This window comes from Paraburkholderia nemoris, from assembly GCF_905221015.1.
Taxonomy (GTDB): Bacteria; Pseudomonadota; Gammaproteobacteria; order Burkholderiales; family Burkholderiaceae; genus Paraburkholderia; species Paraburkholderia nemoris.
In genome coordinates, this window is the sequence record NZ_CAJNBO010000005.1 from 133139 (window position 1) to 159862 (window position 26724).

Consider the following 26724-nt stretch of genomic DNA (forward strand, 5'->3'; position numbering starts at 1 on the left):
TATCGGAGCGTCATCATGAAGCGCACTCTCATTGCAGCGGCTGTCCTGTCGACGTTGGCAGCAAGCTCGGCTTACGCCGAATGCACGGCCGGCTGCGACCCGGCTGAGCTCTTTACGGCAACGAATGTCTACACCGACATTGGCGAATTCGGCTTCATCACCCTGCGCGGCCACGTCGATGTGTCGAGCAGCTCCGGCGCCACGGTCAACAACACGCAGAATGTAGACATCGGTGGCGTCAACATGAAGACGCCGCCGCAGAGCTACACCAGCGGCCACGTGACCACGACTATCGACGCGACCAAAGCCTGGTTCAACGGCAGCGGCGGTGGCTCGAACTACGCGGTTCACTCGTCGTACAGCGCGGGCGCGTTTGCTGAAGGCTCGCAAGAACAATCGGCTGCAGCTTACGCACAAGGCCAGAGCTTCGGCGAAAGCAGCGGCTTCTCGCAAGGCTATCAAGCGTCGGTTGCCGGCGGCAGCCACGTCAACACCCACAACAGCGCGAACGGCTATCTGGCAGCCGGCTTCATCGCCGGCATCGGCGGCGGCCATGGCGTGATCTTCGGCGGAGTAGCGGCAGGTTTCGCCGCCGCGCTGAACACGCACTCCTCGGATAACTTCGGCGGCTACTTCGCCGAGCAGTCCTCGGGACACCAGGCCGCATGGGGACAGGAACATTCGTCCGGCTACTTCGCGCAAGCTGCAGAACAAAGCGCCTCCGGCTACTACCAGGCCGGCCATGTCTCAGCGGATGCCAACGCATGGGGCTGGAGCGCGCATGACAACATCAGCGCAGGCACAGTGACTGTCACCGGCAGCATCACCCAGCACATCAACACCGAAAAACCGACGGTGATGTCTGCGGCGATCGGCGACGGCGCATTGCAAACCGCGAACGGCAACATCGGCGTCAACATGGCCACCGGTGTCGACAACGCGCAATCCAATGATGCCGCCCTGTCCAACATGGACGTCGGCCCCGTGTTCGGCACTGCGCAGATCTACTCGACGCAATCGTCGGACGGCAAGGCGAAGATCGGTGACTTCAACTTCACCGCCAGCGTCGGATCCGACGTGCTGAAGGGCGCAACCGGCAACATCGGCGTGAACGTGGCCTCGGGAGTCGGCAACGTGCAAAACAACAGCCTCGCTGCCTCGGCCACGACGGATAGCAGCAGCAGCGGCATGGGCTGGGGTCGTAAGGGCGGCAAGGACGGCGGCGAAGTCATCGCAACCGACCAGAACTGCCAGACCGCAGAAGCAAGCGTCAGCGGCAACTTCACCGGTTCGTCGATGCTCGGTGCAGGCGCCCTGTCTAACGCAAGCGGCAACATCGGGGTGAATATCGCGTCGGGTGTAGGCAACCTGCAACACAACGGCCTTGCAGTCGCCAGCGTGTCGCATCAGTAATTAGAGCTGTATCGCAGGAAGACACCGGTCAGCCTCGTGCTGGCCGGCTGTTTCCGCAGGGGGGGGACATACCATGTTCGGGGTGAGCAGGGTAACGCACGGCTTTTTCCTGACACTCTTCGCTGGACTCGTGCTTTCGCAGACGGGTCACGCGCAGAGTGCTCTTTCCATGAACGCAGCAGCGGGCGTGCCGTTCGACGTGAACGTGCGTTCGATCCGCGAGATCCGCTACAACCACATCGTTTCGCAGCGTTACGACTACAGCTGCGGCTCGGCCGCTCTGGCCACGTTGCTGAAGTACGGCTACGGCATCGACATTCCCGAACCCGAAATGATCCAACGCATGATGGTGTTTTCGACACCAGAGGTGGTGGTCAAGAACGGTTTCTCCATGCTTGACATGAAGAAGTTCGTCGAAACGATCGGTCTGCGTGGCCGCGGTTTTCGCGTGACGCCTGAAGCGCTCTATCACCTGCAGATTCCTGTGCTCGTGCTGATGAACAGCGACGGCTACGAGCACTTCGTGATCGTCAAGCATGCGGAAGACGGCCGCGTCTTCATCGCCGACCCAGCGCTCGGCAACCGCATCGTCATGGAAGACGACTTCGTCAAGAAATGGAACGGCCTCGTGTTCGCGGTCATCGGCAAGCCATTTATGGAGGATTCTCCGCTCTTGCAAGGCAACGAGTCGCTCGCGCTCAAGCTGCGCGAACGTGCACTGGAAAACGGCACGGCTGCGACTCCCTTTGTTGAATACGGTTTGATCAAGGCAGAGTTGTTCTGACTCATCATGGACCGAAACTTACTCACCATCGGCTGTGCGTTGTGTTTCACAACGTGCGGCCTCGCATCAGTCGCACACGCTGCCGAGCAGACATCCACAGTGTTTGAAGACGGCGGCGCCCTCAAGCTGCAACCTGTCGACGACGCCATTCTCGCCAATCAGACCGGCAAAGGCGTTGTCGGGGACGTCATTTCGGGCGTCGTTATCACCCTGCTGTCGCAGTGGCAGTTGCCGAACGGCGCCACCGCTGTCGCCTCGGGCTCGCTCGCCATCGGTACAAACACGTCCAGCCAGCCGAACGTCCAGTTCAATTCAACGGCCTCCGTGACCGGTCCGACCATGAGCGGAGGCAGCGGCGCCAACCGCAACGCCAGCGCGACCGGCGGGCAGAACGTCAACGTCAACGGCATCTCGCAGATTACCCAGGTGGCCGGCAACGGCAACCTCGGCACGAACCAGGCGCTGATCGACTTCGACGCCTCGCCAGCGAGCCTCGCGGGCGGGTCCTATAACAACGCAACGGCGGCCGCCGCAAGCAATGCAAACGGCTCGGTGAAAGCCTCCGTCAGTCTCGCCAACGGCGGCATTTCGATTTCATTGCAGACACCAGGCGGTATCGCCACCCAAACCATCGCGCCGTCCAGTGCTCAACAGGCCGGCATGATCGCTCAACTCTTGCAGATCGCGGGCAATAACCAGCAAGTCGCCAACCAGTTGCAACTGCATTTGCAGACGCAGCCGATGTCGGCCTCGATGCTGCGCCAGATTGGCGTCCTACAAGCCCTGCAAAACACCGTAAGGAGATAACACGGGCCGCCACCCGACCAGGAAGGAGACCGAAGTACCAAACGACCGCGTGCTGCACAAGGAGACATGCGACGCGCAGTCAGAATACCGGGGGAACAAAAATGATCAGATTCTCAAAGACCGGGGCGCCGCGCATGGCGTTAGCGGCTATTCCAGCCGCCGTCATGCTGTTTGCGCTATCGCAGGGGGCCAGCGCGCAGGCGCTCGCCGATCAATCGGTTGAAGAACGGCTGAACACGCTTATGCGTGTCGTCAGCGAGCAGCAAAAGCAGATCATCTCACTCGAACGGCAGGTCACGAACCTCGAAATGTCGCAGCGCGGCCGCGGCGCACCGGGTTACGGTGAGCCGGCCGGCAACGCAGCGGTCGCCGAGCAGCCTGGCGCAGACGGCCTGCCTGTGCCGTTGCCGCCGCTTGCCCAGGTGAACCCAGGTACTCCCGCGCCGGGGGGCGCGACGGGTACCGCGACAGGCGTGCCGGTCACGCCGCCCGTGCCGGAAGGCAGCGGTGGTGGTGGCGGACTGCCTGCCGCGACCGACGGCAGCGGTGCGGTCGGCCAGACGCAGAAGGCCGCGCAACCGGTGCGCACCCAATCGGAAGACGCGGTGGTGCAAAGCCAGCAGCACACGCCTCTGTTCGAGCACAAGCTGACCCTCGACTGGGGTATCAACGATACCTACTACGACCGCCGCCAGTTGCAACTGTCCGGCTTCCTCGCGCTCGATGCGATTTTCCTCGGCAATATCAACCTGGGCGAGACCAAGTCGCACCAGGTGATGGCCGACCTCGACACGCGCTACGGTCTGACCGACCGCATCAGCGTCGACGTCGACGTGCCCTATATCTACCGGCACAGCAACTTCATCGTCGGTGGCGCCGGCGGAGCGGCCAATACGGTCTCGGACGCCTCGGCGAATTCGAGCGACATCGGCGACGTCAACTTTGGGATCTACTACCAGTTCCTGAAGGAAACCAACAATCTGCCGGACGTGGTCGGCAGCCTGCGCATCAAGGCGCCGACGGGTTCGTCGCCGTTCGGCATCAAGCTGGCGCAGGTCGATGCCAACAACACCAACCTCGTCGCCCCCACCAAGCTGCCCACGGGCACCGGCTTCTGGAACATCACGGCGGGCCTGTCGTTGTTGAAGACCTACGATCCGGTCGTGCTGTTCGGCAGCGTTTCGTACACCTACAACATTGCCCGCTCGTTCCAGGACATCTCGTCGGTCATCGGTCAGACCGAACCGGCGACGGTCAAGATCGGCGACGTCGTGCAGTTCGGCGGCGGCGTGGCGCTCGCGTTCTCAGACAAGGATTCCGCCAGCATTTCGTACACCATGGCGCTGGAACCCGAGTCGCAGACCAAGTCGCCAGGCGGAACCTATTCGAAGGTGCCGGGCAGCGAGACCACCGCTGCCGCCTTGACCTTCGGCTTGAATCACGTAGTGAACAAGCACTTGACGATCAACGGTTCGGTATCGGTCGGCCTCACGCCCGACACGCCGAACTTCGTGATCGGTGTGCGCTTTCCCTACACTTTTTGACGTGTCAACGATACGAGGTTGATCGTGCGCGAATCACCCCATTTGAGCAGCGTTACACCGCCCTCCGGCACTCATCTGTCGATTGCCCGAGCGTCGGACGTTTCTGTGACACGGGCAGCGGAAGTCCTCGTGGGGCGGCCGTCGGAAGTTTCTTTGGCGCGACCTCAGGAGGCAGCCGTGGGACGCTTGCACGAGGCCTCCCCCGCCGCGAATGGGAGCGGCCTGCTGCACGCGCGGACCGACCGGTCGCTACTGTATGTGGCGCGCACGCCGGACGAGGCGCTCGCCGCTCATCTGAAGAGCCGCGGCTGGCACGTGATGGTGGCCCGCTCGGCGCACGAGGTCTCGCGCATGCTCAAGCCCGACGTGATATGCGCCGGCATCGTCGACCTGGCCAGCTTTGCGCCACGCGATCTTGGCGGGCTCGAAGCGAGCCTGCGTCAACAGCAGATCGGCTGGATTGCGCTCGCCACTTCGGAACGCCTCGCCGACGCCAACGTGCGGCGCCTGATCCGCCACTACTGCTTCGACTACGTCAAGACACCGGTGGCCAACGCCACGGTCGACTACCTCGCCAGTCACGCATTCGGCATGGTGACGTTGTGCGATGCCGATGAGATTCCGCCTGCCGCGCCCGCTGCCGACGACGAAGATGAAATGGTCGGCACCTGCGAAGCGATGCAGCAACTCTTCCGCACGATTCGCAAAGTCGCCAACACCGACGCCAGCGTGTTCATCTCAGGGGAATCCGGCACCGGCAAGGAACTCACTGCGCTGGCGATCCACGAACGCTCGCCGCGCCGCAAGGCGCCGTTCATCGCCATCAACTGCGGCGCGATTCCGCACCATCTGCTGCAATCCGAACTATTCGGTTACGAACGCGGTGCGTTCACCGGCGCGAACCAGCGCAAGATCGGCCGGGTCGAGGCTGCGGACGGCGGCACCCTGCTGCTCGACGAAATCGGTGACCTGCCGATGGAAAGCCAGGCGAGCCTGCTGCGCTTCTTGCAGGAAGGCAAGATCGACCGGCTCGGCGGCCGCGAATCGATCCCGGTGGATGTGCGAATCATCTCGGCGACCCACGTGGATCTCGAGATCGCGATGCGCGACGGACGGTTCCGCGCCGACCTGTTCCACCGCCTGTGCGTGCTGCGTGTCGACGAGCCGCCGCTGCGCGCCCGCGGCAAGGACATCGAGATTCTTGCGCATCACATCATGCACAAGTTCAAGACCGACAGCGCGCGCAAGATCCGCGGCTTTACGCCGTCGGCGATCGAGGCGATGTACAACTACGGCTGGCCCGGCAATGTCCGCGAGCTGATCAACCGGGTGCGCCGCGCGATCGTGATGGCGGAAAACAAGCTGATTTCCGCCGAGGACCTCGACCTCGCGCAGTTCACCGCGCAGGAGACCATGAGTCTCTCGCAGGCCCGCGACGCCGCCGAGAAACGCGCGATCGAAGCTGCGCTGTTGCGGCATCGTCATCGGCTGAACGAGGCGGCGATCGATCTGAATATTTCGCGCGTCACGCTGTACCGGCTGATGGGTCACCATGGACTGCGCGAATTGGTCGCCGTTGATGACAAAGCGTCGTTCGAACCGAGCGTCGCCGACGAGGCTGCTCACGAATGATGGGGCGCCTGGCGGCGGGGTACCGGCTGCCAGGCCGGTGCCCCGCTGCTCCGTCACGATGCAAGCGTCAACCGGTCAACCGCTTAGGCGGGCGCCCGTGTAGCCGCACGTCGGGACTCCGGTCCGACTTGCATAGCGGTACCCTGTTGCGCCTCAGGTAGAATCATCCTGGTTACGTTCCCCTTTCCATTCGATGACGACGCTCACCCTGATCGTCGCTCGCGCCAATAACGGCGTGATCGGCCGCGACAACCAGTTGCCCTGGCGACTTCCCGAAGACCTCGCGTTCTTCAAGCGCACCACGATGGGCGCGCCCATCATCATGGGCCGCAAGACGCATGAATCGATCGGCCGGCCGTTGCCGGGACGCCGCAACATTGTCGTGACACGGGATGCAGCACGGCGCTTTCAGGGCTGCGACGCGGCCACCACGCTGGAAGACGCGCTGAAGCTGGCCGCCCAGGATCAGGCGCCGGAAGCGTTTCTGATCGGCGGCGCGCAGCTGTACGCGGAAGGTTTGCGTCAGGCGGACAAGCTGATCATCACCGAGATCTCCGCCGACTTCGAAGGCGACGCCACCTTCCCCGAACTCGACGAAAGCGAGTGGGAAGAAGTAGCGCATGAAACGCATCGCGCGGACGCGCCGAATGACTTCGATTACGCGTTCGTGACGTATAAGCGTAAGGGTGCTTGAGGGTGTTGTAGCGCGGGTGGCTGACGGTCTGCGGTTCGCGCATTCGCCGTCAGCCACCACGCACGCATAAAAAAACGCCACGCTTTGCATGCGTGGCGTTTCTGTTTGCAGCGCCGTTGTGCAGCCGGCCAGCGCTTGATCGACCTACTTACTGCCCGGCGATCGTCATCCGTTCGATCAGCACCGAGCCCGTTTCCTTGGTGCCGCGCGTAATCGTATCCGCGCCGATCGCGACGATATGGCGGAACATCTCCTGCAAGGTGCTAGCCACGGTGATTTCCTCGACCGGATACTGGATCTTGCCGTTCTCGACCCAGAAGCCCGACGCGCCGCGCGAATAGTCGCCCGTCACGTAGTTCACGCCCTGCCCCATCAGTTCGGTCAGCAACAGGCCCGTGCCGAGCTTTTTCAGCATTTCTTCGAAGTCGTCTCCCGGGCGCGTCTTCGAGCTGCGCAGCGACAGATTGTGCGAGCCGCCGGCGTTACCGGTTGTCTGCATGCCGAGCTTGCGCGCCGAGTAGGTGGACAGGAAGTAGCCTTCCACCACGCCGTCCTTCACCACCGAACGTTGTTTCGTGCGCACGCCTTCTTCGTCGAACGGCGCGCTGCCCATCGCACGCGCGACGTGCGGATCTTCGACCACCTGGACGTGCGGCGCGAACACCGGCTTGCCGAGGCTATCGACGAGGAACGAGGTCTTGCGGTACAGCGCGCCGCCGCTCGTGGCCTGGACGAACGCGCCGAGAATGCCGGCGGCGAGCGGCGCTTCGAACAGCACCGGCACCTTGCGGGTGTCGAGCCCGCGCGCGCCGATGCGCGACAGCGCCCGTTGCGCGGCGTAGCGGCCCACCGCTTCCGGATCGGCGAGGTCGGCCGCGCTGCGGGTCGACGTGTACCAGTCGTCGCGCTGCATGTTGCGCGCGCTGCCGGCGATCGGAGCGCAAGCGATGTAGTGGCGCGAGTACGGATAGCCGGCAAGGAAGCCGCGCGACGTAGCCAGCACGAATTGCGAGTGCTGCGCCGAGACGCTCGCGCCTTCCGAGTTCTTGATCTGCGGATCGGTGGCGAACGCGGCGTCTTCAGAGCGGCGAGCGATTTCCACCGCTTCGTCGGCCGTCAGATTCCACGGGTGATACAGATCGAGATCGCGCGGCGCGGTTTCGAGCAGGTCTGCTTCGGCGAGGCCCGCGCAGTCGTCTTCCGCGGTGAAGCGGGCGATGTTGTACGCCGCCGCGACCGTGTCCTTCAAAGCTTGCGACGAAAAGTCCGAGGTGCTCGCGTTGCCGCGCTTGTTACCGATGAACACCGTCACGCCGACCATCTTGTCGCGGTTGTGTTCGATCGTCTCGACTTCGCCGCGCCGCACGGAGACGGACAGGCCGTCGCCTTCGGAGATCTCGGTCGCCGCGTCGGTGCCGCCGAGCGACATCGCGTGACGAAGGATGTCCGAGGCGATTTCCTTCAGTTCATCCTGGGTATGCGGAAAAAAGCGCTGCTTGACGTCCATGTCTGCTGCCATTGTCGTTGCCGTCCTGTTCGGGGCCGAGCGGCCCTGTGTGTTCGCCCATGCCACGCACCTGCGTGCGCATTTGCAAGTGCATTTGCGGGCGCGTTTGCGTAGTCACGCATCCCGCGATCATAGCAAGGGTTGCGAAGCCGTACCTGGCATTCGCCGCGTCCGCCGGAGCCGGCGAGTGCACTTGTGCACAGCAGCACGGCGGGTCCGGCGTGCGCGGCACGCTACAATATCGGTATGACACGCAAAACCCGCATTCAACCCATCGAATCCGCCGAGCCGGAAGTCGACGAGAACGGCTACGACCGTCCCAGCAAGTCCCAGCTCAAGCGCGAAATGCACGAGCTGCAGGAACTGGGCTCGGCGCTGATCGCCCTGCCGAAAGACGCGCTCAAGCGCATGCCGATGCCCGAAAAGCTCGACGACGCCGTGCGCGAAGCGCGCCGCATCACCGATCACGAGGGCAAGCGCCGCCAGGTGCAGTACGTCGGGCGCGTAATGCGCTCGCTGCTGGACGAGGAAACCGCCGCCCTGCGCACCGCGCTCGACACCTATAACGGCGTCAACAAGGCGGAAACGGCCAAGCTGCACTGGATCGAACGCACCCGCGAGAAACTGCTCGCCGACGACGCCGCGCTGACCGAATTCATCCGCCAGCACCCGAACGCCGACCCGCAGCAAGGCCGCACGCTGATCCGCAACGCCCGCAAGGAAGCGCAGCAAAGCAAGCCGCCGCGCTACTTCCGCGAGCTGTTCCAGTGGATCAAGAACGCCGACGGCCCGTCTGCCGCCACCGATTCCGATGCAGAAGACGCGCTGGAAGACGACGATGACGACCGCGACGAATAAGGCAACACGTAATCTGGTGCGTGAGCATCCGGACGAAATCGTGATCGGCCTCGTGTCGATCAGCGATCGCGCGTCGACAGGCGTCTACGAGGACAAAGGCATTCCGGCGCTGCAGGAATGGCTCGGCGCCGCCCTGAGCTCGCCGTTCCAGGTGGTCACCCGCCTGATTCAGGACGATGCGCCGACCATTTCCGCCACGCTGATCGAACTGGTCGACGAAGTGGCTTGCGATCTGGTGCTGACCACCGGCGGCACCGGCCCGTCGCGCCGTGACGTGACGCCGGAAGCGACTTTGGCGGTGGCGACCAAGGAAATGCCGGGTTTCGGCGAGCAGATGCGGCAAATCAGCCTGAATTTCGTGCCGACCGCGATTCTGTCGCGCCAGGTGGCGGTGATCCGCGAAACCGCGGATCACGCGGCGCTGATCATCAACCTGCCGGGGCAGCCGAAGTCGATCAAGGAAACGCTGGAAGGCTTGCGTGACGCGGACGGCGCCGTGAAGGTGCCGGGGATTTTCGCCGCGGTGCCTTACTGCATCGACCTGGTCGGCGGCCCGTATGTGGAAACGAACGCCGACGTGGTGAAGGCGTTCCGGCCGAAGAACGCGGTGCGCGCGCCCCGGCAGGGTTGAGTTCAAAGCCGCGGCGACGTTACTCCATTACAGCGCAACCGCTGCCGCAGCAGCCGCAGCTGCGTTACTCCGCCGCCGGCGCTTCCGTCGCCGTCGGAATCAGGAAGTGCTCGCGGTAGTACTTCAGCTCGTCGATCGATTCATGGATGTCGGCCAGCGCCGTGTGCATGGCGCGTTTCTGGAAGCCCTTGTAGATCGCCGGCTGCCAGCGCCGGCACAATTCCTTCAGCGTGCTGACGTCGAGATTGCGGTAATGGAAGAAGCGTTCCAGATCCGGCATCCAGCGCGCCATGAAGCGGCGGTCCTGGCAGATCGAATTGCCGCACATCGGCGATTTGCCCGGCGGCACATATTGTGCGAGAAAGTCGCGAATCTGTTCGGTGGCGTCGGCCTCGCTCACCGTCGACGCCTTCACGCGGTCGATCAGCCCAGAGCGGCCATGCGTGTTCTGGTTCCACTGATCCATTTTGGCAAGCGTTTCGTCGCTCTGATGAATCGCCAGCACCGGCCCTTCGACCAGGCGGTCGAGCGTCGAATTCGTCACGACCACCGCGATTTCGATGATGCGGTCGGTGTCCGGCTCGAGCCCGGTCATTTCCATGTCCAGCCAGACGAGATTCATATCGCTGCGCACGAGCGGCGGCTGTTCGGTGGAGGCGAGGATGTCAGTCATGAAGGCAGCCCTGATGGCCGCGCAGACGGCTTCTCCGGAAGCGCGCTTGCTGCGGCGAATGTTCGTATGAGATTGGTTAAAGCCGGGTTTGATCTTATCCCCCCGCCGCCAGGCGGGAAGAAACATATAATTCTCGCATAGATACCACGGAATCCCCGGATGCCTACCCTGTACTTCACTGTTCTGTTCGTCGTCGCCGTCGTGGCGATGGTCGGCACCAAGCTATGGCTCGCGTCGCGGCAGATCCGCTTCGTCGCCGGCCATCGCGAGCAGGTGCCGAGCCAGTTTGCCGGCACCATCGCGCTCACCGCGCACCAGCGCGCCGCCGACTACACCGTCGAACGCACACGCCTCACCATGATCGAGATCGTCGTCGGCGCGGCTGTGCTGATCGGGCTGACGCTGCTGGGCGGCGTGCAGGCGCTCGATCTGGCGATCTCCGACTGGTTGGGCCGCGGCTACGCCGGCCAGATCGCGCTGGTCGCGGCGGTGATCGTGATCACCAGCGTGATCGATCTGCCGTTCGAGTACTACCGGCAATTCGTGGTCGAGCAACGTTTCGGCTTCAACCGCATGAGCAAGGGCATTTTCTTTCTCGACCGTCTCAAGGGCGTCCTGCTCGGCGCCGCGTTCGGCCTGCCGCTGCTGTTCGTCGTGCTGTGGCTGATGAACCAGGCAGGCAGCCTGTGGTGGCTGTGGACGTGGATCGTCTGGGTCGCGTTCCAGTTGCTCGTGCTGGTGCTCTATCCGTCGTTTATCGCGCCGCTCTTCAACAAGTTCGAGCCGCTCAAGGACGAAGCGCTGAAAAGCCGCATCGAAGCGCTGATGAAGCGCTGCGGTTTCGCCGCCAAAGGCCTGTTCGTGATGGACGGCAGCCGCCGTTCGGCACACGGCAATGCGTATTTCACCGGCTTCGGCGCGGCCAAGCGGATCGTCTTCTTCGACACGCTGCTCGCGCGCCTGTCCGGCAACGAGATCGAAGCGGTGCTCGCGCACGAACTCGGCCACTTCAAGCGCCGTCACGTGATCAAACGGATGGTCGTCATGTTCGCGATCAGCCTCGTGATGCTCGCCCTGCTCGGCTGGCTGACGCAATGCGTGTGGTTCTATGAGGGACTGGGCGTGCGGCCGTCGCTGATCGGCGGCAATAGCGGCCTCGCGCTGGTGCTGTTCTTCCTCGCGCTGCCGGTGTTCCTGTTCTTCGTCACGCCGCTCGGCAGCTTGAGCTCGCGCAAGCACGAGTTCGAGGCCGATGCCTTCGCCGCGACGCAAACCGATGCGCAAGACCTCGTCAACGCGCTCGTCAAGCTGTACGAGGACAACGCGTCGACCCTGACGCCCGATCCGCTCTACACCGCGTTCTATTACTCGCATCCGCCGGCGTCGCAGCGGATCGACCGCCTGCTGCGGCACGCATGACCGGCCGCTCCCCGAAAGCGCCGCGCGCGCCGTCCAGCACGCGCGTAGGCGGCCTGGTGATTGCCGCTCACGGGCGGCACTATCTGGTCGCGCCGGAAGACGGCAGTCCGATGCTTCAATGCTTCCCGCGCGGCAAGCGCAGCGAAGTGGCGGTTGGCGACCGCGTGATTTACGAACCGACTTCGGCGGATCAGGGTGTGATCGTCGAGATCGGCGAGCGGCGCAATCTGCTGTATCGCTCGGATCAGTACAAGTCGAAACTCTTTGCCGCGAATCTCGATCAGTTGCTGATCGTGCTCGCAACCGAGCCGCATTTCAGCGAGGACCTGCTCGGTCGCGCGCTGGTCGCCGCTGAGGCAAACGAGTTGAAGCCGTTGATCGTGCTGAACAAGATCGACGTGACCGGCGCGCTGGAGGGTGCGCGCAAGCGGCTCGAGCCGTACCGCGCGCTCGGCTACACCGTGGTTGAAGTGTCGATCAAGACGCAGCCTGAGGCCGCACGACCCGCTTTGCTCGAGCATCTGCAAGGTCACTCGACGCTGCTGCTCGGCCAGTCGGGCATGGGCAAATCGACGTTGGTGAATCTGCTGATTCCCGATGCCGAAGTCGCGACGCGCGAGATTTCGACCGCGTTGAACAGCGGCCGGCATACCACCACCTTCACGCGGCTCTACCCTTTGCCTGGCGCCGACGGCGGTGCGTTGATCGATTCGCCGGGCTTCCAGGAATTCGGCCTGCATCATCTGACCGAAGGCCGGCTCGAACGCGCGTTTCCCGAGTTCCGGCCGTTGCTGCCGAACTGCCGCTTCTACAACTGCCATCACTTGCAGGAGCCGGGTTGCGCGATTCTCGAAGCGGTCGCCGATGGCCGCATCCGGCGCGAACGGCATGCCCTGTACGCGCAACTGGTGCACGAAGCCAGCCAGATCGTGCGCTAACGCGCGCCGCTGTCAAACCATGGATTCACGATGAAATTGATGCGCGCGCCGAATCTGATCATCGGACAGCATTGGGTCAATGTGCTGGAGACGGCGGGCATCGCTTGCGAGTTGCACAACCGTTATCTGAACGGCGCGCTCGGCGATATTCCGGCGGATCAGTGTGCGCCGGAACTGTGGCTTGTAGATGAGCGCGATGAAGCGATGGCGCGGCGGTTGATCGATGCGGCTTCGCATGGACCGGCGGCGGGGTCGCCTTCGTGGCGGTGCCGTCAGTGCGGGGAAACGCTCGAGGCGCAGTTCACTGTGTGCTGGCAGTGTGGGACGGCGCGGGATCCGCTGGATGGGTGAATGGTTTGGGACTCAGTTACTAAGCGGTAAGGCCACTGCCGCGTGGCCCATGAAAAAAGCCGGGTTCATTCATGACCCGGCTTTTTTTCTGCGTTGCGTTATTGGCGCGCTGACTCAAGCGATCCGCATCAGGCAAGCCACACCGCGATCGTCAGCATCAACAGCAAAATCATCCATAGCACCACCGCACGCCACACGAGACCCACCGCCGATTGCAGCGTGCGTGGCGTGCAGTCGTCGCCGACTTGCATCGGCCCGCCGTCGCCGGTGGTCAGTGCATCGAGGCTCGAGGGTTCGGCAAGCGGCCCGCTCAAGCGCGCGCCCAACGCACCGCTACCCGCAGCCAGCAACACGCCATCGTTCGCATCCGGCCACTGACGCGCATGGTTGCGCCATGCATAAATCGCGTCTTCGAAATTGCCGACAATTGCAAAGCCCAGCGACGTGAGCCGTGCCGGCACCCAGTCGATCACGAAGAAAGCACGTTGCGCGAAGCTCGAAAACGCCGCGGTGCGATCGTCGACCGGCCGTGCCCACGTACGCGCCAGATACTCGGCGATGCGATACAGCACCGCACCCGCCGGCCCGACCGGAATCAAAAACCAGAAGAACACGCCGAACACATGGCGATGCGAGGCGACCACCGCGTGAATCAGCGTATGACGCACGATTTCGCTGACGGGCATATCCACGGTATCGAGCCCGGTCCATTCATTCAGGATTTCACGCGCGCGCGGGACATCGTCGTTGTTCAACGCGAGGTGGATATCCGTGAAGTAATGGCTGAACTGCCGGAAACCGAGTGTGAAGTACAGCACCGCGACGTTCCACAGGAACGCCAGCGCGAAGTGAATGTGATACAGCACGTAGTAGATGAGTGCGACGGCCAGCGTCCAGGGCACTACCACCACCAGCCACGCGAGCAAGCCATGCTTGGGCTTGCCGGCATCGAATCCGTGCGCCGCCGACTCCGCATGGTATTGAAGCAATGCCGCCACCGGATTGTTCAGCGACAGCGCGCGGACCTGTTCAATAATCAGAGCCAGCAATACGGAGAAAAAAGTCATGCGATGCGCCGTGCTTTTCGAGTTTTTACGATTGTTTTATAACGATAGCACAGGGTCGGATGCCACTGAGCACGGACGTTGACAAACACCCAACAAGTGCACAACCCGGGGCGATTCAAGCCGCGAGAAAGCGATAAAAGTTGCGCAGCATTGCCGCCGTCGCCCCCCAGATGAAATAGTGGCCACCCACCTGCCCCTCGCGTTCCGCAGCTTCCGCCGACTCGGCCCGCGGATAAGGCATGGCGAAAAAGCGGCGCTGGCCGCCTTCGTAACGAAACACGCGCTCTTCGTGATGCGCGGGGTTCATCAGGAAAGCGAGCGGCACTTCGAAGACTTCGGCCACTTCGAATGCATCTGCTTTCAACGTGAAGGGTGGATGCACCAGACCGATCACGGGCGTCACCCGAAAACCGGTGCCCGTCAGATAGTCGGGCAACGCACCGAGAATTTCAACGCGCGACGGGTCGAGACCAACCTCTTCCTGCGCCTCGCGCAACGCCGTGGCGGTTGCATCCGCGTCGAACGGTTCATGACGGCCGCCGGGAAAGCTCACCTGGCCGGCGTGGTCGTTCAGGTGGTCGGCACGTTGAGTCAGGAGGACGGTGAGGCCGTTGTCGCGCACGACCAGCGGCACCAGCACGGCGGCAACGCGCGGATCGACGTGCGTATCGCGCCACGGTGCTTCGATAATCGGCTCAGGCGTCCAGCTCAGACGCTGCTCGAAGCGCGCACGCAGACCGTCGGGCGTCAGGCGCCCGGCAACCACCGGTGGCAGATCGGCACCCGTCGCTTCGACAGGCAGAGTTTCAGGCTCAAAGGCGGGGCGGATCAACGGGTCTCTCGGAATGAGCGGTTAGGGGACATTCCGCTATTTTGACCTGGCAAACAAAAAAGCACCCGCGAGGGGTGCTTTTTCTTACAGCTTTTACGCTTCCGGAGCAGCGCGGTCTTTCTTGGCGACCAGCTTTTCCTTGATCCGAGCCGACTTGCCCGAACGGTCGCGCAGGTAGTACAGCTTCGCACGACGCACATCGCCACGACGCTTCACGACGATGCTTGCCAGCAGCGGCGAGTACGTCTGGAACGTACGCTCGACGCCTTCGCCCGACGAAATCTTGCGGACGATGAACGACGAATTCAGACCACGGTTACGCTTGGCGATCACGACGCCTTCGTAAGCCTGAACACGCTTACGCGTACCTTCAACCACGTTCACGCTGACGATCACCGTATCGCCGGGGGCGAATTCGGGAATGGTCTTCTCGCCGAGAGCGCGGCCGATTTCTTCCTGCTCGAGTATTGCAATCAGATTCATCACTGACTCCTAGGTCCATCTTGTCGGCGTTCGTACCTGCCGCGCGCTGGTTTTACCTGTTGCGCTTGGCTACGGCCCCGATAGAGGATGGGTTCACATCTGGCGCCGTACACGCATGTGCGGCACCGCCTATGCCCGCTCGAAAGCCCAAGGCTTCACGCCTTCGACACTTCCTTCGCGAGACTCGTAAGCCATGCCTCGTCGGCACGGCTCAACATCTTGTTCTTTCTGGCCTTCACGATCAGATCGGGCCGTTTGTTCAACGTGTTGCGCAAGGCTTCACGCCGACGCCATGCCTCGATTTCCGCGTGATGGCCGCCAAGCAGCACATCAGGCACACGCACGCCATCGTATTCCTCCGGACGCGTGTAATGCGGACAATCCAGCAGCACGTCAACGAAACTATCCTGCACCGCCGATTGCGAGTCGTTCAGCACGCCGGGCAACTGACGCACCACGGCATCCATCAACGCCATCGCCGGCAATTCGCCGCCTGACAGCACGAAGTCGCCGAGACTGACCTCTTCGTCAACGACACGGTCGAGCAAACGCTGATCGATCGCTTCATAGCGCCCGCACAACAGGATCAGACCGGGCTCGGCCGCGAACTGCATGACACGATCGTGATTCAGCGTGGCGCCTTGCGGCGACATCATCACGACGCGCGACGCGCCGATGCCCTGCTCCGCCTGCGCCGCTTTCGCCGCGCCGATCGCGTCTTCGAGAGGCTTGGCCAGCATGACCATGCCGGGGCCGCCGCCGTATGGGCGATCGTCGATTGTGCGGTAGTTGTCGGTAGTGAAATCGCGTGGATTCCACGTGCGCAACCCGTAGCGCTCCTGCTTCGCCGCACGGCTGGTGATACCCCAGTCGGTCAGCGCACGAAACATGTCAGGAAAGAGCGTCACGACATCGAACTGCATCGCTCTCTCCAGTCAGCGAGTTATTTAGTAATCGGTTTCCCAGTCGACGATGATCTGCTTCGCCGCCTGATCCACCGTTTTGACAAAGACGCCGACGAACGGGATCAAACGCTCGCCGGTGACCGGCTTACCGCTTTTGTCGGTATCCGGATATTCGATGCGCAACACCGAGTGCGCACCGTTGTCGATCATGTCTGCAACCTTGCCGAGGTGGACCCCGGCAACGTTCACCACATCCAGGCCGAGCAGGTCGACCCAGTAGAATTCGTCGGCCCCGAGGGCCGGAAATTCGCTGCGGCTGATATAGACGCGCGTGCCGCGCAGTGCCAGTGCCACATCGCGGTCAGCTACGCCGCCCAGATGGGCAACGATACTGTCGCTATGCGTTTTTGCCTGTAATGACGGCGCCGACTTGCGCTCGTGGCCTTTCAGCAACCACCAGCGCTTCGCGCTTAGCAATGCGTCTCCGCCATGGCCGGCATCCGCATGCGCGGCCACCTTGACCCAACCTTTGAGGCCGTAAGCGTCGACGATTGCACCGACCTCGACCGCATCGGCCGGCCAGCTTTCCACCGTTTCCGCTCGCATTTCTGCTGCGCTGGAAGCGGCGTTCGCAACTTTGGCTTTCGCCTGCCCTTCGGCCGCTTCGACCGGCTTGCGGACGAATGCACCGAACGGCGCCTGACCAGACGTCTTCGCGCGCGGGGCCGCCGCTTTTGCCTTTACGCGACCTGAATTGCCGGAATCACGTTCAGACATAAGAGAACCTCGCTGCCAACTTTGACGTCTGCTTCAGCAAAACTCGCGTATCGGACTGCTCACACAAGCTGCGCGAGCCGCCGGCCGAACCGACGACGATACGCATGCTAGCTACCATTAAGCAGCCGGCTGCGCCTTTTGCGCTTCTTTCACGAGACGCTGAACGGTCGGCGACAGTTGTGCGCCAACACCTTGCCAGTACGTCAGGCGATCTTGAGCGATACGCAGCGACTCACCCTTCGTAGCGACCGGGTTGTAGAAGCCAACGCGTTCGATGAAGCGGCCGTCACGACGGTTACGCGAATCGGTTGCGACGATGTTGTAGAACGGGCGCTTCTTGGAGCCGCCACGAGCCAAGCGGATGATGACCATACTAGAATCCTTGAAAACCGGGGTTCGGAACGACTGAAACACGCGATTATAGCGGGAAACCGACGCCATAACAAACACTTACCGGGATAAACTGCACGACGGGGTTGTGCCCGCCATACAGGCCAAGGCCTCGAAACACGCCGGAACGCCCGAATTACCTGACGGAACGCCCTTGAAACTCCTGCCGCCACCTGCGTTTTTTCTCGCTTCATGCGCCGTCTTTCGGCGAGTTGCCGGCTTTTCGCCGATTACAGGCTTTTTGCGCGCCGCCCGTGTTCAGACCCTGCGAGCGGGCGCAACGTTGTTGCTCGCCGCCACGGCGCTGCCGGTGCTGGCCGCGCTGCCGCTCGAGCGCATCAAACTACCACCCGGCTTCCACATCGAGGTCCTCTCGGACGCCGTACCGAGCGCGCGGGCCATGGCGCTCTCGCCGAAGGGCATTCTTTATATAGGTAGCCTCGACGGCCACGTCTACGCGCTCGAATTGCAGAATGGGCGTGTTACGGCCCGCCACGTAATCGCCTCCGGCCTGGAAACGCCGGCGGGCCTGGCATGGCGGGACGGCAAGCTGTACGTCTCCGCAGTGTCGAAAATTCTACGCTTCGACGCGATCGACGCCCACCTGAATGACCCGCCCAAGCCCGTCGTGGTCACCGACACACTGCCGGCAGAGACCCATCATGGCTGGAAATTCATCGCTTTCGGCCCGGATGGCAAGCTGTACATGCCACAAGGCGCGCCCTGCAACGTCTGCCTGAAAGACCGCGACCGCTTTGGGATGATCGGTCGCATGGACCCGGACGGCAGCCACTATGAAGTCGTGGCGCGCGGCATTCGCAACTCCGTCGGCTTCGCGTGGCATCCGGCGACGCATGAGTTGTGGTTCACCGACAACGGCCGCGACCTGATGGGCGACGATGTACCGGACGACAAACTCAACCGCGCGCCGCGCGCCGGCATGGATTTCGGCTTTCCGTACTGCCATGGCGGCGACACACCCGATCCGGAGTTCGGCAAAGACCATCCATGCAGCGCCTTCACACCGCCAGTTGTCAAACTCGGCGCGCATGTCGCCGCGCTCGGTATGCGCTTTTACAGCGGCTCGATGTTCCCGGCCGCCTATCGCGACAATATTTTTATTGCCGAACACGGCTCGTGGAATCGCAGCAGAAAGGTCGGCTACCGCGTCGTGCGAGTGATCACCAACCCGGACGGCGGAAATGCGCGGCAGGAGGTCTTTGCCGAAGGCTGGCTCCAGCCGGGCGAAGCGGTATGGGGCCGCCCTGCCGACGTGCAACCGATGCCCGACGGCTCACTCCTGATCAGCGACGACTACGCCGGCGCGGTCTATCGCGTGACCTATTCCGCGCCTTAGCCATAACCGCTGTATAGCTGCGCGTGCAGGCCGGCAACACCAGGTTGCATGCATCCAACCTACGACGAACACACGCAGCCGCGACCTCCATGTGGTCTTTCACCGCATGACCGGCACCATGCCGCGTGGCGTAGAATGCGCGTCGGCCCACGCCCACCGACGCCCCGCTCCTTTCGATAGTCAGTCACTCTGCCCTCGCCCACATGTCCACCCTTGCTTCGACTTCCTCGTATTTCAGATCCAAGACGATTACCTCCGCGCTGGCCTTCTTCTTCGGCAGCCTCGGCGCCCACCGCTTCTATCTGTACGGCATGCGTGACATCTACGGCTGGGCGCACCTGCTCGGCACGCTGATCGGGATTCCGGGCGCCATGCTGGTGGTGGCGAGCGAACGGGCCTCGATGCTCGGCTGGGTGCTCGCGTTTTTCGGCGCCGTTTCGCTGCTCTCCGCCTTTCTGGCCGCGATCGTCTACGGCCTGCGTCCGGATGAAAAATGGGACGCGCAGTTCAACGCGCAAGCCCAACGCAAAAGCCGCTCTGGCTGGACCGTCATTTTTATCGTGATCTTTTCACTGCTGATCGGCGCGTTCCTGCTGATGACGGGCCTCGCGATCTCGTTCCAGACTTACTTCGAAGGCCAGGTTCAGGCCGCCAAAGCGCTGTCGCAATGACCCGCTGCGCGCCGCGCTAAAAAAGCCTCAATTGGGGATTGTCGCGCGGCGACGGTTCAGTGCGCACCGGCTCAACCCGGCGAAAATGCGACATATCGAGAATGCCGCGATCACGCCGGTTTAGCCCGAGGCGGCGCGCAGCATTGTGGAAGCGCTGCTTCAGCAGGTCCGCCCACAAGCCTTCTCCCTTCATTCGAGTGGCGAAGTTCGAGTCATAGTCCTTCCCGCCTCGCATATCGCGCACGCGGCTCATCACCCGGTCAGCTCGATCGGGAAAATGCGCCGCGAGCCAATCCTTGAATAGCGGCGCAACTTCCCACGGCAAACGCAGCACGATGTAGCTCGCATTGCTTGCGCCTGCCTCTGCACACGCTTCCAGCACGCGCTCCATATCTGGCTCGGTGACGAACGGAATCACCGGCGCGATGCTGACGCCAACCGGAATACCCGCTTCGCTCAACGTACGGATCGTGCGCAATCGACGCGACGGCGTGGCGGCACGCGGCTCGAGCGTGCGCGCGATATCGGTGTCCAGCGTGGTGATGGTGATCGCCGCCATGAACTGCCCCCGCGCCGCCATAGGCGCGAGCAGATCGATATCCCGCTCGATCAGCGACGATTTGGTGATAGCCGCGAACGGATGGCCGCGCTCGCTGAGCACCTCGACCACGCGCCGCGTAAGGCGCAAATCGCGTTCGACGGGTTGCCAGGCGTCGGTGTTGACGCCAAGCGCGATCGGCTCCGGCACATAAGACTTCTTCGACAACTCTCGCTCGAGCAACTCCGGCGCGTTGACCTTCGCGTAGATACGGCTTTCGAAGTCGAGCCCCGGCGACAGTCCCAGATAACTATGCGTGGGCCGCGCGAAGCAGTAGATGCAACCATGTTCGCAGCCCCGATACGGGTTCAGCGACACGCTGAACGGAATATCCGGCGACGCGTTGCGCGTAAGAATGGTCTTGGCCCGCTCTTCGAAAACCTGCGTGCGCAAGACCTTGGGCTCGCTGTCTTCCTCCGGCGACGCAAGCCAGCCGTCGTCCACCACTTCACGCTGGTCGACTTCGTAACGGCCTTGCAGATTCGTCACCGCGCCGCGCCCCTTGCGAGGCGCGGGCGGAGCAATCAGAAATTCGTTGGCGGAGTGAGTGTCGGAGTCGGTCACGGCTGGAGCACGCAAAAAGCAAAACGGCGAGCAAAACGGCGCAAAATACCTGTATAAATATACAGTGTTTACGCCGTTTGTCGAGCCCAGCTACACAGCTCCCGTGCGAGCTAATCGCCGACCGCAATCGTCAGCGTTTCCTTGATCTCTTCCATCACCACGTAGCTCTTCGACTGCACCGCGCCGGGTAGTTGCAGCAGGATGTCCCCCAGCAGCTTCCGGTAGTCGGCCATTTCGCCGATGCGCGCCTTGATCAGATAGTCGAAGTCGCCCGAGACGAGGTGGCACTCCAGCACCTCGGGGATCTTCTGCACCTCGCGGCGGAACTGGTCGAACATGTTGCCGCTCTTGTGATCGAGCGTGATCTCGACAAATACCAGCAGCGCCGCGCCCAGCTCAGCCGGGTTCACGCGCGCGTGGTAGCCGGTGATCACGCCGTCGCGCTCCATCCGTTTGACGCGTTCGATGCACGGCGTGACGGACAGCCCGACCTGCTCGGCGAGGTCTTTCATCGCCATCCGGCCGTCCTGCTGCAGGAGCCGCAGAATCTTGTGATCGAGTTTGTCGAGAGCCCGGATCGGTTGGCGCTGTGTACGCATGGTGTTTTTGCTGAAAATCTTGAAAATACAATAACAAAACCTACCTGACTGTTAATAGTATAGCGGTTATCACTGGGCGAACAGCGTTACACCTCGTTAATCGAACGAATTCAAACGAATCGACGAGCGCACCGTCCTCAGACCTCTTATTGAACATCCTGGAGCAGCTATGCGAGTCGTCGTTTTGGGCAGTGGCGTTGTCGGTGTGACGAGTGCTTACTACCTCGCGCGCGCCGGTCATGAAGTGACCGTCATCGACCGCGAGGCCGGCCCGGCGCTCGAAACCAGCTTTGCCAATGCCGGCCAGATCTCGCCAGGCTACGCGTCGCCGTGGGCTGCGCCTGGCGTGCCGCTGAAGGCCGTCAAGTGGATGTTCCAGAAACACGCGCCGCTCGCGATCCGTCTCGACGGCACGCAATTCCAGTTGCAGTGGATGTGGCAGATGCTGCAGAACTGCACGTCGGCGCGTTATGCGGTGAACAAGGGCCGCATGGTCCGCCTCGCCGAATACAGCCGCGATTGTTTGCAAGCGCTGCGCGCCGAAACGGGCATCCAGTACGAAGGCCGCACCGGCGGCACGCTGCAGGTGTTCCGCACGCAACAGCAGTTCGACGGCGCCGCGAAAGACATCGCCGTGCTGCAGGAAGCCAACGTGCCTTATGAACTTCTGTCGGCGGCCGAACTCGCGCAAGCCGAACCGGCGCTCGCCGCGGTTTCGCACAAGCTGACGGGCGGCCTGCGCCTGCCGGGCGACGAAACCGGCGACTGCCAGATGTTCACCACGCGCCTTGCCGCGATGGCCGAGCAACTGGGCGTCAAATTCCGCTACAACACGCCGATTGACTCCCTCACCATGGCGGGCGACCGCATCGCCGGCGTCCAGTGCGGCGATGAACTGGTGCGCGCTGACTCGTTTGTCGTCGCGCTCGGTTCGTATTCGACGAAATTCCTGTCCGGTCTCGTGAAGATTCCGGTCTATCCGCTCAAGGGTTATTCGATCACTGCGCCGATCGTCAACGAAGCATCCGCGCCGATTTCGACCGTGCTCGACGAAACCTACAAGATCGCGATCACGCGCTTCGACGACCGGATTCGTGTCGGCGGCATGGCGGAGATCGTCGGCTTCGACAAATCGTTGCGTGAGGCGCGCCGCGAAACGCTGGAACTGTGCGTGAACGATCTGTTCCCGGGCGGCGGCGATACGTCGAAGGCCACCTTCTGGACCGGCCTGCGCCCGATGACGCCGGACGGCACGCCGATCGTCGGCCGCACTCCCGTGCCGAACCTGTTCCTGAACACGGGGCACGGCACGCTGGGCTGGACGATGTCGTGTGGCTCGGGTCAACTGCTGGCTGACGTGATGTCGAGCAAGCAGCCGGCGATCAAGGTGGACGATCTGTCGGTGCATCGCTATCTCGGCGAGACCGGCGGTGCGCATCGTCCGGCTTATGCCTAAGGTTTAATCTTTTAACGCTTCGCGAGCGGTTACGCCGGTTCGTCATCGCAGACAGACCGGCCTGACAAAGACAAACGGCGCCCCACAGGGCGCCGTTTGTCTTTCTACGCGCGAACCCTCACTACCTGGCTCGACAGAAAGGCAACATCAGAACTGATCGTCCGACAACGCCAGCACACTCTCTCCACCCTTCGCGCTAACGATCGAAGCTTCCAACGCCGAAGCCAGCGGCAGCACATGCTCAGCATAGAACTGCGCGGTGGCGATCTTCGCGCCATAGAACGACGGATCTTCAGCGCGCTTTTCAGCCGCCACGAGCAACGCACGCGCCATCTGCCAGCCGCCCAGGACAACGCCCGCCAGCTTCAGATACGGCACGCTGCCGGCGAACACCGCGTTCGGATCACTCTTCGTGTTAGCGACAACGAAATCGACCGCCGCGGCGAGCGAGCGATGACCCTGCGTCAGATACTTCTTCATCGATTCGAACGCAGCACCTTGCTGTGCGCCAAGCGCTTCGATCGTTTCAGCCACGCCGGCCAGCAGCGCCTTCGCCACCTTGCCGCCGTCGCGCACGGTCTTGCGGCCGATCAGGTCGTTAGCCTGGATCGCGGTCGTCCCTTCGTAGATCGGCAGAATGCGCGCGTCGCGGTAGTACTGCGCGGCGCCCGTTTCTTCGATGAAACCCATGCCGCCATGCACCTGCACGCCGAGGCTCGTCACGTCGATCGACAGCTCCGTGCTCCAGCCCTTCACGATCGGCACCAGGTATTCGTAGATCGCTTGATGCTCAGCACGTTTTGCTTCGTCAGGATGACGATGCGCGATATCGCAGTGAGCCGCGGCGACATACGCCAACGCGCGCGACGCTTCGGTGAGACCACGCATCGTGGCGAGCATGCGGCGCACGTCCGGGTGCTGAATGATCGCCACCGATTGCTTCGCGGAGCCATCCACCGGCCGGCTTTGCACGCGATCCTTCGCATACGCCACCGCTTGCTGATACGCACGGTCCGACACGGCAACACCTTGCATGCCCACCGCGAAACGCGCTGCGTTCATCATGATGAACATGTACTCGAGGCCGCGATTTTCTTCGCCGATCAGATGACCGATTGCGCCGCCGTGATCGCCGAATTGCAGCACCGCGGTCGGGCTCGCCTTGATGCCGAGCTTGTGCTCGATCGACACGCAATGCACGTCGTTACGCTCGCCAAGCGAGCCGTCTTCGTTGATAAGAAACTTCGGCACGATGAAGAGCGAAATGCCCTTCACGCCTTCGGGTGCATTCGGCGTGCGCGCCAGCACGAGATGGGCGATATTCTTCGCCATATCGTGCTCGCCCCACGTGATGAAAATCTTGGTGCCGAACAGCTTGAACGAACCATCGCCCTGCGGCTCGGCGCGCGTGCGCACCAGCGCGAGATCGGAGCCGGCCTGCGGCTCGGTCAGGTTCATCGTGCCGGTCCACTCGCCGGAAATCAGCTTGGGCACGTACGTTTGCTTCTGCTCTTCGCTGCCCGCCGTGAGCAGCGCCTCGATGGCGCCGTCCGTGAGCAGCGGGCACAGCGCGAACGACAGGTTCGACGCGTTCAGCATCTCGATACAGGCCGTGGCGATCAGCTTGGGCAGGCCCTGGCCTTCGTAGTCGACCGGATGTTGCACGCCTTGCCAGCCGCCTTCGCCGAACTGGCGGAATGCGTCCTTGAAACCGGGCGTCGCTGTGACCACACCGTCTTTCCAGCTGCTCGGATTGCGATCGCCTTCCACATTCAGCGGCGCCAGCACTTCGCCGCACAGTTTCGCTGACTCGTCGAGGACGGCTTGCGCCGTGTCGAGGTTCGCATCTTCGAAGCCTGGCAGCGTCGCGATATCTTCGAGACCGGCCAGTTCTTTCATCACGAACAGCATGTCCTTGATGGGCGCCGTATAGCTCATTTCAGTTCTCCTCCTGCCTGTCGATATGAAAAAGGGCGTCGGACTTGATAGGTCCCACGCCCTTTGTGTGCTGCCAGACGCCTTTTACACGGCGCTGTGGCTGTTAGCCGAGCTCGCTAACGAGTTCCGGCACGACCGTGAACAGATCGCCCACCAGACCATAATCGGCGACGCTGAAAATCGGCGCTTCCGGGTCCTTGTTGATCGCCACGATGACCTTCGAGTCTTTCATCCCGGCCAGATGCTGGATCGCACCCGAGATGCCGACCGCCACATACAGTTGCGGCGCAACGATCTTGCCGGTCTGGCCGACCTGATAGTCGTTCGGTACGAAGCCCGCATCCACTGCCGCGCGCGATGCGCCCAGCGCTGCGTTCAGCTTGTCCGCCAGCGGCTCCAGAACCTTCGTGTAGTTCTCGCCATTGCCGAGACCACGGCCACCCGAGACGATGATCTTCGCCGAGGTCAGCTCCGGACGGTCCAGCTTCGTCACTTCACGGCTCACGAACTGCGAGAGGCCCGTGTCGGCTGCCGCTTCGATCTTCTCAACCGTTGCGCTGCCGCCTTCTGCTGCCACCGGGTCGAAGCCGGTCGTGCGAACCGTGATGACCTTGATCGGATCTTGAGATTGAACCGTGGCGATAGCATTGCCTGCATAGATCGGGCGCTCGAACGTATCGGCGCTGTCCACTGCGGTGATGTCGCTGATCTGCGCGACGTCGAGCTTCGCGGCGATACGCGGCGCGATGTTCTTGCCGTAGGCAGTCGCCGGCGTGAGGATGTGCGTGTAGTCCTTCGCGATGTTCATCACGGTTGCCTGAACGTTTTCCGCCAGACCCGCTTCGAGTTGCGCGGCGTCGGCCAGCAGGACCTTCGAAACACCTGCAATCTTCGCGGCGGCGTCCGCTGCGGCCTGCGCGTTGTGACCTGCCACCAGCACGTGGATATCGCCACCAATCTTCTGCGCGGCTGCAATCGTGTTCAGCGTCGCGGCCTTGATCGACGCGTTGTCGTGTTCAGCAATTACCAGATTCGTCATTTCGTCCGTCTCCTCACAGCACCTTGGCTTCGGTCTTCAGCTTCTCGACCAGCGTCTTCACATCCGGCACCTTCACACCGGCGGAGCGCTTCGGCGGCTCAACGACTTTCAGCGTCTTCAGGCGCGGCGTCACATCAACACCGAGGTCTTCCGGCTTGATGATTTCCAGCGGCTTCTTCTTCGCCTTCATGATGTTCGGCAATGTGACGTAGCGCGGCTCGTTCAGGCGCAGGTCGGTGGTGATCACGGCCGGCAGGCTCAGCGACAGCGTTTCAGCACCACCGTCGACTTCGCGCGACACCGTAGCCTTGCCGTCAGCGACGACAACCTTCGAGGCAAACGTAGCTTGCGGCAGGTTCGCCAGTGCCGCCAGCATCTGACCAGTCTGGTTCGAATCGTCGTCGATGGCCTGCTTGCCGAGGATCACCAGCCCAGGCTGTTCCTTGTCGACCAGCGCCTTGAGCAGCTTGGCGACGGCCAGCGGCTGCAGGTCCTCGCCCGACTCGATCAGGATCGCACGGTCCGCGCCGATTGCCAGCGCCGTGCGCAGCGTTTCCTGCGCTTGCGTGACACCCGCCGACACGGCGATCACTTCGGTCGCCACGCCCGCTTCGCGCAGACGAACGGCTTCTTCAACCGCGATTTCGTCGAACGGATTCATCGACATCTTCACGTTCGCGATGTCGACGCCCGTGCCGTCCGATTTGACCCGGACCTTCACGTTGTAATCGACCACTCTCTTGACTGGCACCAGGATTTTCATGCACACGCTCCAAAGTTACGAATACGTCAACCCA

Annotated in this window: 27 protein-coding genes; 14 read left to right on the forward strand and 13 right to left on the reverse strand. The window is 62.6% G+C overall.

The window, feature by feature from the left end:
- Positions 1–15 precede the first annotated feature (15 nt).
- From KHO33_RS09415 to KHO33_RS09440, 6 genes are all read left to right on the forward strand, one after another.
- Positions 16–1413, forward strand: coding sequence for a hypothetical protein (locus tag KHO33_RS09415; RefSeq protein WP_200564636.1), 1398 nt, complete (start codon positions 16–18; stop codon positions 1411–1413).
- A 169-nt stretch (positions 1414–1582) separates the two neighbouring features.
- On the forward strand, positions 1583–2197 hold the full coding sequence (locus KHO33_RS09420; RefSeq protein WP_234475438.1) for a C39 family peptidase: 615 nt from the start codon (positions 1583–1585) through the stop codon (positions 2195–2197).
- A 6-nt stretch (positions 2198–2203) separates the two neighbouring features.
- Positions 2204–3004, forward strand: a complete 801-nt coding sequence (locus KHO33_RS09425; protein WP_054036137.1) for a peptidase C39 — start codon at positions 2204–2206, stop codon at positions 3002–3004.
- A 101-nt stretch (positions 3005–3105) separates the two neighbouring features.
- Positions 3106–4548 carry a hypothetical protein gene (locus KHO33_RS09430; RefSeq protein WP_054036135.1) on the forward strand — a complete coding sequence of 481 codons (1443 nt, stop codon included), beginning with the start codon at positions 3106–3108 and terminating at the stop codon, positions 4546–4548.
- A gap of 186 nt (positions 4549–4734) precedes the next feature.
- Positions 4735–6180: a sigma-54 dependent transcriptional regulator gene (locus KHO33_RS09435; protein WP_407946170.1), complete on the forward strand. Its 1446-nt coding sequence runs from the start codon at positions 4735–4737 to the stop codon at positions 6178–6180.
- 193 nt (positions 6181–6373) lie between these two features.
- Positions 6374–6874, forward strand: coding sequence for a dihydrofolate reductase (locus KHO33_RS09440; protein WP_074282597.1), 501 nt, complete (start codon positions 6374–6376; stop codon positions 6872–6874).
- Between the two features lie 148 nt (positions 6875–7022).
- Here KHO33_RS09440 and pmbA read toward each other — a convergent pair whose 3' ends face one another.
- A complete protein-coding gene (gene pmbA / locus KHO33_RS09445) occupies positions 7023–8393 on the reverse strand; it encodes a metalloprotease PmbA (protein WP_200564638.1) in 1371 nt (456 codons plus the stop codon).
- A 234-nt stretch (positions 8394–8627) separates the two neighbouring features.
- On the opposite strand from pmbA, the gene yjgA reads away from it, so the two are divergent.
- Both yjgA and mog read left to right on the forward strand, forming a co-directional pair.
- Positions 8628–9239: a ribosome biogenesis factor YjgA gene (gene yjgA / locus KHO33_RS09450; RefSeq protein WP_054036130.1), complete on the forward strand. Its 612-nt coding sequence runs from the start codon at positions 8628–8630 to the stop codon at positions 9237–9239.
- Positions 9220–9870, forward strand: a complete 651-nt coding sequence (gene mog / locus KHO33_RS09455) for a molybdopterin adenylyltransferase (protein WP_200564639.1) — start codon at positions 9220–9222, stop codon at positions 9868–9870. The genes yjgA and mog overlap by 20 nt, the downstream gene beginning before the upstream one ends.
- Before the next feature lie 64 nt (positions 9871–9934).
- Here the strand turns inward: mog and orn are convergent, their stop codons facing one another.
- On the reverse strand, positions 9935–10543 hold the full coding sequence (gene orn, locus KHO33_RS09460; RefSeq protein ID WP_200564640.1) for an oligoribonuclease: 609 nt from the start codon (positions 10541–10543) through the stop codon (positions 9935–9937).
- A 159-nt stretch (positions 10544–10702) separates the two neighbouring features.
- Here orn and KHO33_RS09465 point away from each other — a divergent pair, with 159 nt between their 5' ends.
- Genes KHO33_RS09465 through KHO33_RS09475 form a run of 3 tightly spaced genes read left to right on the forward strand, consistent with a single transcriptional unit; the run spans position 10703 to position 13251 of the window.
- Complete coding sequence (locus KHO33_RS09465; RefSeq protein ID WP_200564641.1) at positions 10703–11962, forward strand: M48 family metallopeptidase; 1260 nt, start codon at positions 10703–10705, stop codon at positions 11960–11962.
- The gene (rsgA, locus tag KHO33_RS09470; RefSeq protein WP_054036126.1) at positions 11959–12900 is read left to right on the forward strand and encodes a ribosome small subunit-dependent GTPase A; all 942 of its coding nucleotides are present in this window, start codon (positions 11959–11961) and stop codon (positions 12898–12900) included. The genes KHO33_RS09465 and rsgA overlap by 4 nt, the downstream gene beginning before the upstream one ends.
- Before the next feature lie 30 nt (positions 12901–12930).
- Positions 12931–13251 carry a putative signal transducing protein gene (locus KHO33_RS09475; protein WP_054036124.1) on the forward strand — a complete coding sequence of 107 codons (321 nt, stop codon included), beginning with the start codon at positions 12931–12933 and terminating at the stop codon, positions 13249–13251.
- A 128-nt stretch (positions 13252–13379) separates the two neighbouring features.
- On the opposite strand, the gene KHO33_RS09480 is transcribed toward KHO33_RS09475, so the two are convergent.
- The 6 genes from KHO33_RS09480 to rpsP form a co-directional block, all read right to left on the reverse strand.
- Positions 13380–14318, reverse strand: coding sequence for a CobD/CbiB family protein (locus tag KHO33_RS09480; RefSeq protein ID WP_093640616.1), 939 nt, complete (start codon positions 14316–14318; stop codon positions 13380–13382).
- Positions 14319–14433: 115 nt separating this feature from the next.
- Positions 14434–15150 (reverse strand): CoA pyrophosphatase, encoded by a 717-nt coding sequence (locus KHO33_RS09485; protein WP_054036122.1) that lies wholly within the window; start codon positions 15148–15150, stop codon positions 14434–14436.
- Between the two features lie 93 nt (positions 15151–15243).
- A complete protein-coding gene (rplS, locus tag KHO33_RS09490; protein WP_012433948.1) occupies positions 15244–15633 on the reverse strand; it encodes a 50S ribosomal protein L19 in 390 nt (129 codons plus the stop codon).
- Positions 15634–15788: 155 nt separating this feature from the next.
- Positions 15789–16556 carry a tRNA (guanosine(37)-N1)-methyltransferase TrmD gene (gene trmD, locus KHO33_RS09495; protein ID WP_054036120.1) on the reverse strand — a complete coding sequence of 256 codons (768 nt, stop codon included), beginning with the start codon at positions 16554–16556 and terminating at the stop codon, positions 15789–15791.
- Between the two features lie 24 nt (positions 16557–16580).
- Entirely contained in the window at positions 16581–17315 is a 735-nt protein-coding gene (rimM, locus tag KHO33_RS09500; protein ID WP_200564642.1) for a ribosome maturation factor RimM, read from the reverse strand.
- A 117-nt stretch (positions 17316–17432) separates the two neighbouring features.
- Positions 17433–17687 (reverse strand): 30S ribosomal protein S16, encoded by a 255-nt coding sequence (rpsP, locus tag KHO33_RS09505; RefSeq protein ID WP_006476550.1) that lies wholly within the window; start codon positions 17685–17687, stop codon positions 17433–17435.
- 247 nt (positions 17688–17934) lie between these two features.
- Here rpsP and KHO33_RS09510 point away from each other — a divergent pair, with 247 nt between their 5' ends.
- A complete protein-coding gene (locus KHO33_RS09510; RefSeq protein WP_407946171.1) occupies positions 17935–19062 on the forward strand; it encodes a PQQ-dependent sugar dehydrogenase in 1128 nt (375 codons plus the stop codon).
- Positions 19063–19265: 203 nt separating this feature from the next.
- The gene (locus KHO33_RS09515) at positions 19266–19733 is read left to right on the forward strand and encodes an NINE protein (protein ID WP_200564643.1); all 468 of its coding nucleotides are present in this window, start codon (positions 19266–19268) and stop codon (positions 19731–19733) included.
- A 16-nt stretch (positions 19734–19749) separates the two neighbouring features.
- Here the strand turns inward: KHO33_RS09515 and KHO33_RS09520 are convergent, their stop codons facing one another.
- Together KHO33_RS09520 and KHO33_RS09525 are read right to left on the reverse strand one after the other, a co-directional pair.
- Positions 19750–20895 carry a PA0069 family radical SAM protein gene (locus KHO33_RS09520; protein WP_200564644.1) on the reverse strand — a complete coding sequence of 382 codons (1146 nt, stop codon included), beginning with the start codon at positions 20893–20895 and terminating at the stop codon, positions 19750–19752.
- A 110-nt stretch (positions 20896–21005) separates the two neighbouring features.
- Positions 21006–21494: an Lrp/AsnC ligand binding domain-containing protein gene (locus KHO33_RS09525; protein WP_054036112.1), complete on the reverse strand. Its 489-nt coding sequence runs from the start codon at positions 21492–21494 to the stop codon at positions 21006–21008.
- A gap of 169 nt (positions 21495–21663) precedes the next feature.
- Here KHO33_RS09525 and KHO33_RS09530 point away from each other — a divergent pair, with 169 nt between their 5' ends.
- Positions 21664–22950 (forward strand): D-amino acid dehydrogenase, encoded by a 1287-nt coding sequence (locus KHO33_RS09530; RefSeq protein ID WP_200564645.1) that lies wholly within the window; start codon positions 21664–21666, stop codon positions 22948–22950.
- 147 nt (positions 22951–23097) lie between these two features.
- Here KHO33_RS09530 and KHO33_RS09535 read toward each other — a convergent pair whose 3' ends face one another.
- The 3 genes from KHO33_RS09535 to KHO33_RS09545 all read right to left on the reverse strand — a co-directional run bounded on the left by KHO33_RS09535 (position 23098) and on the right by KHO33_RS09545 (position 26690).
- Positions 23098–24888 carry an acyl-CoA dehydrogenase gene (locus KHO33_RS09535; protein ID WP_200564646.1) on the reverse strand — a complete coding sequence of 597 codons (1791 nt, stop codon included), beginning with the start codon at positions 24886–24888 and terminating at the stop codon, positions 23098–23100.
- Positions 24889–24991: 103 nt separating this feature from the next.
- A complete protein-coding gene (locus tag KHO33_RS09540; RefSeq protein WP_093640641.1) occupies positions 24992–25927 on the reverse strand; it encodes an electron transfer flavoprotein subunit alpha/FixB family protein in 936 nt (311 codons plus the stop codon).
- A gap of 13 nt (positions 25928–25940) precedes the next feature.
- The gene (locus KHO33_RS09545; RefSeq protein WP_200564647.1) at positions 25941–26690 is read right to left on the reverse strand and encodes an electron transfer flavoprotein subunit beta/FixA family protein; all 750 of its coding nucleotides are present in this window, start codon (positions 26688–26690) and stop codon (positions 25941–25943) included.
- Positions 26691–26724: the final 34 nt, after the last annotated feature.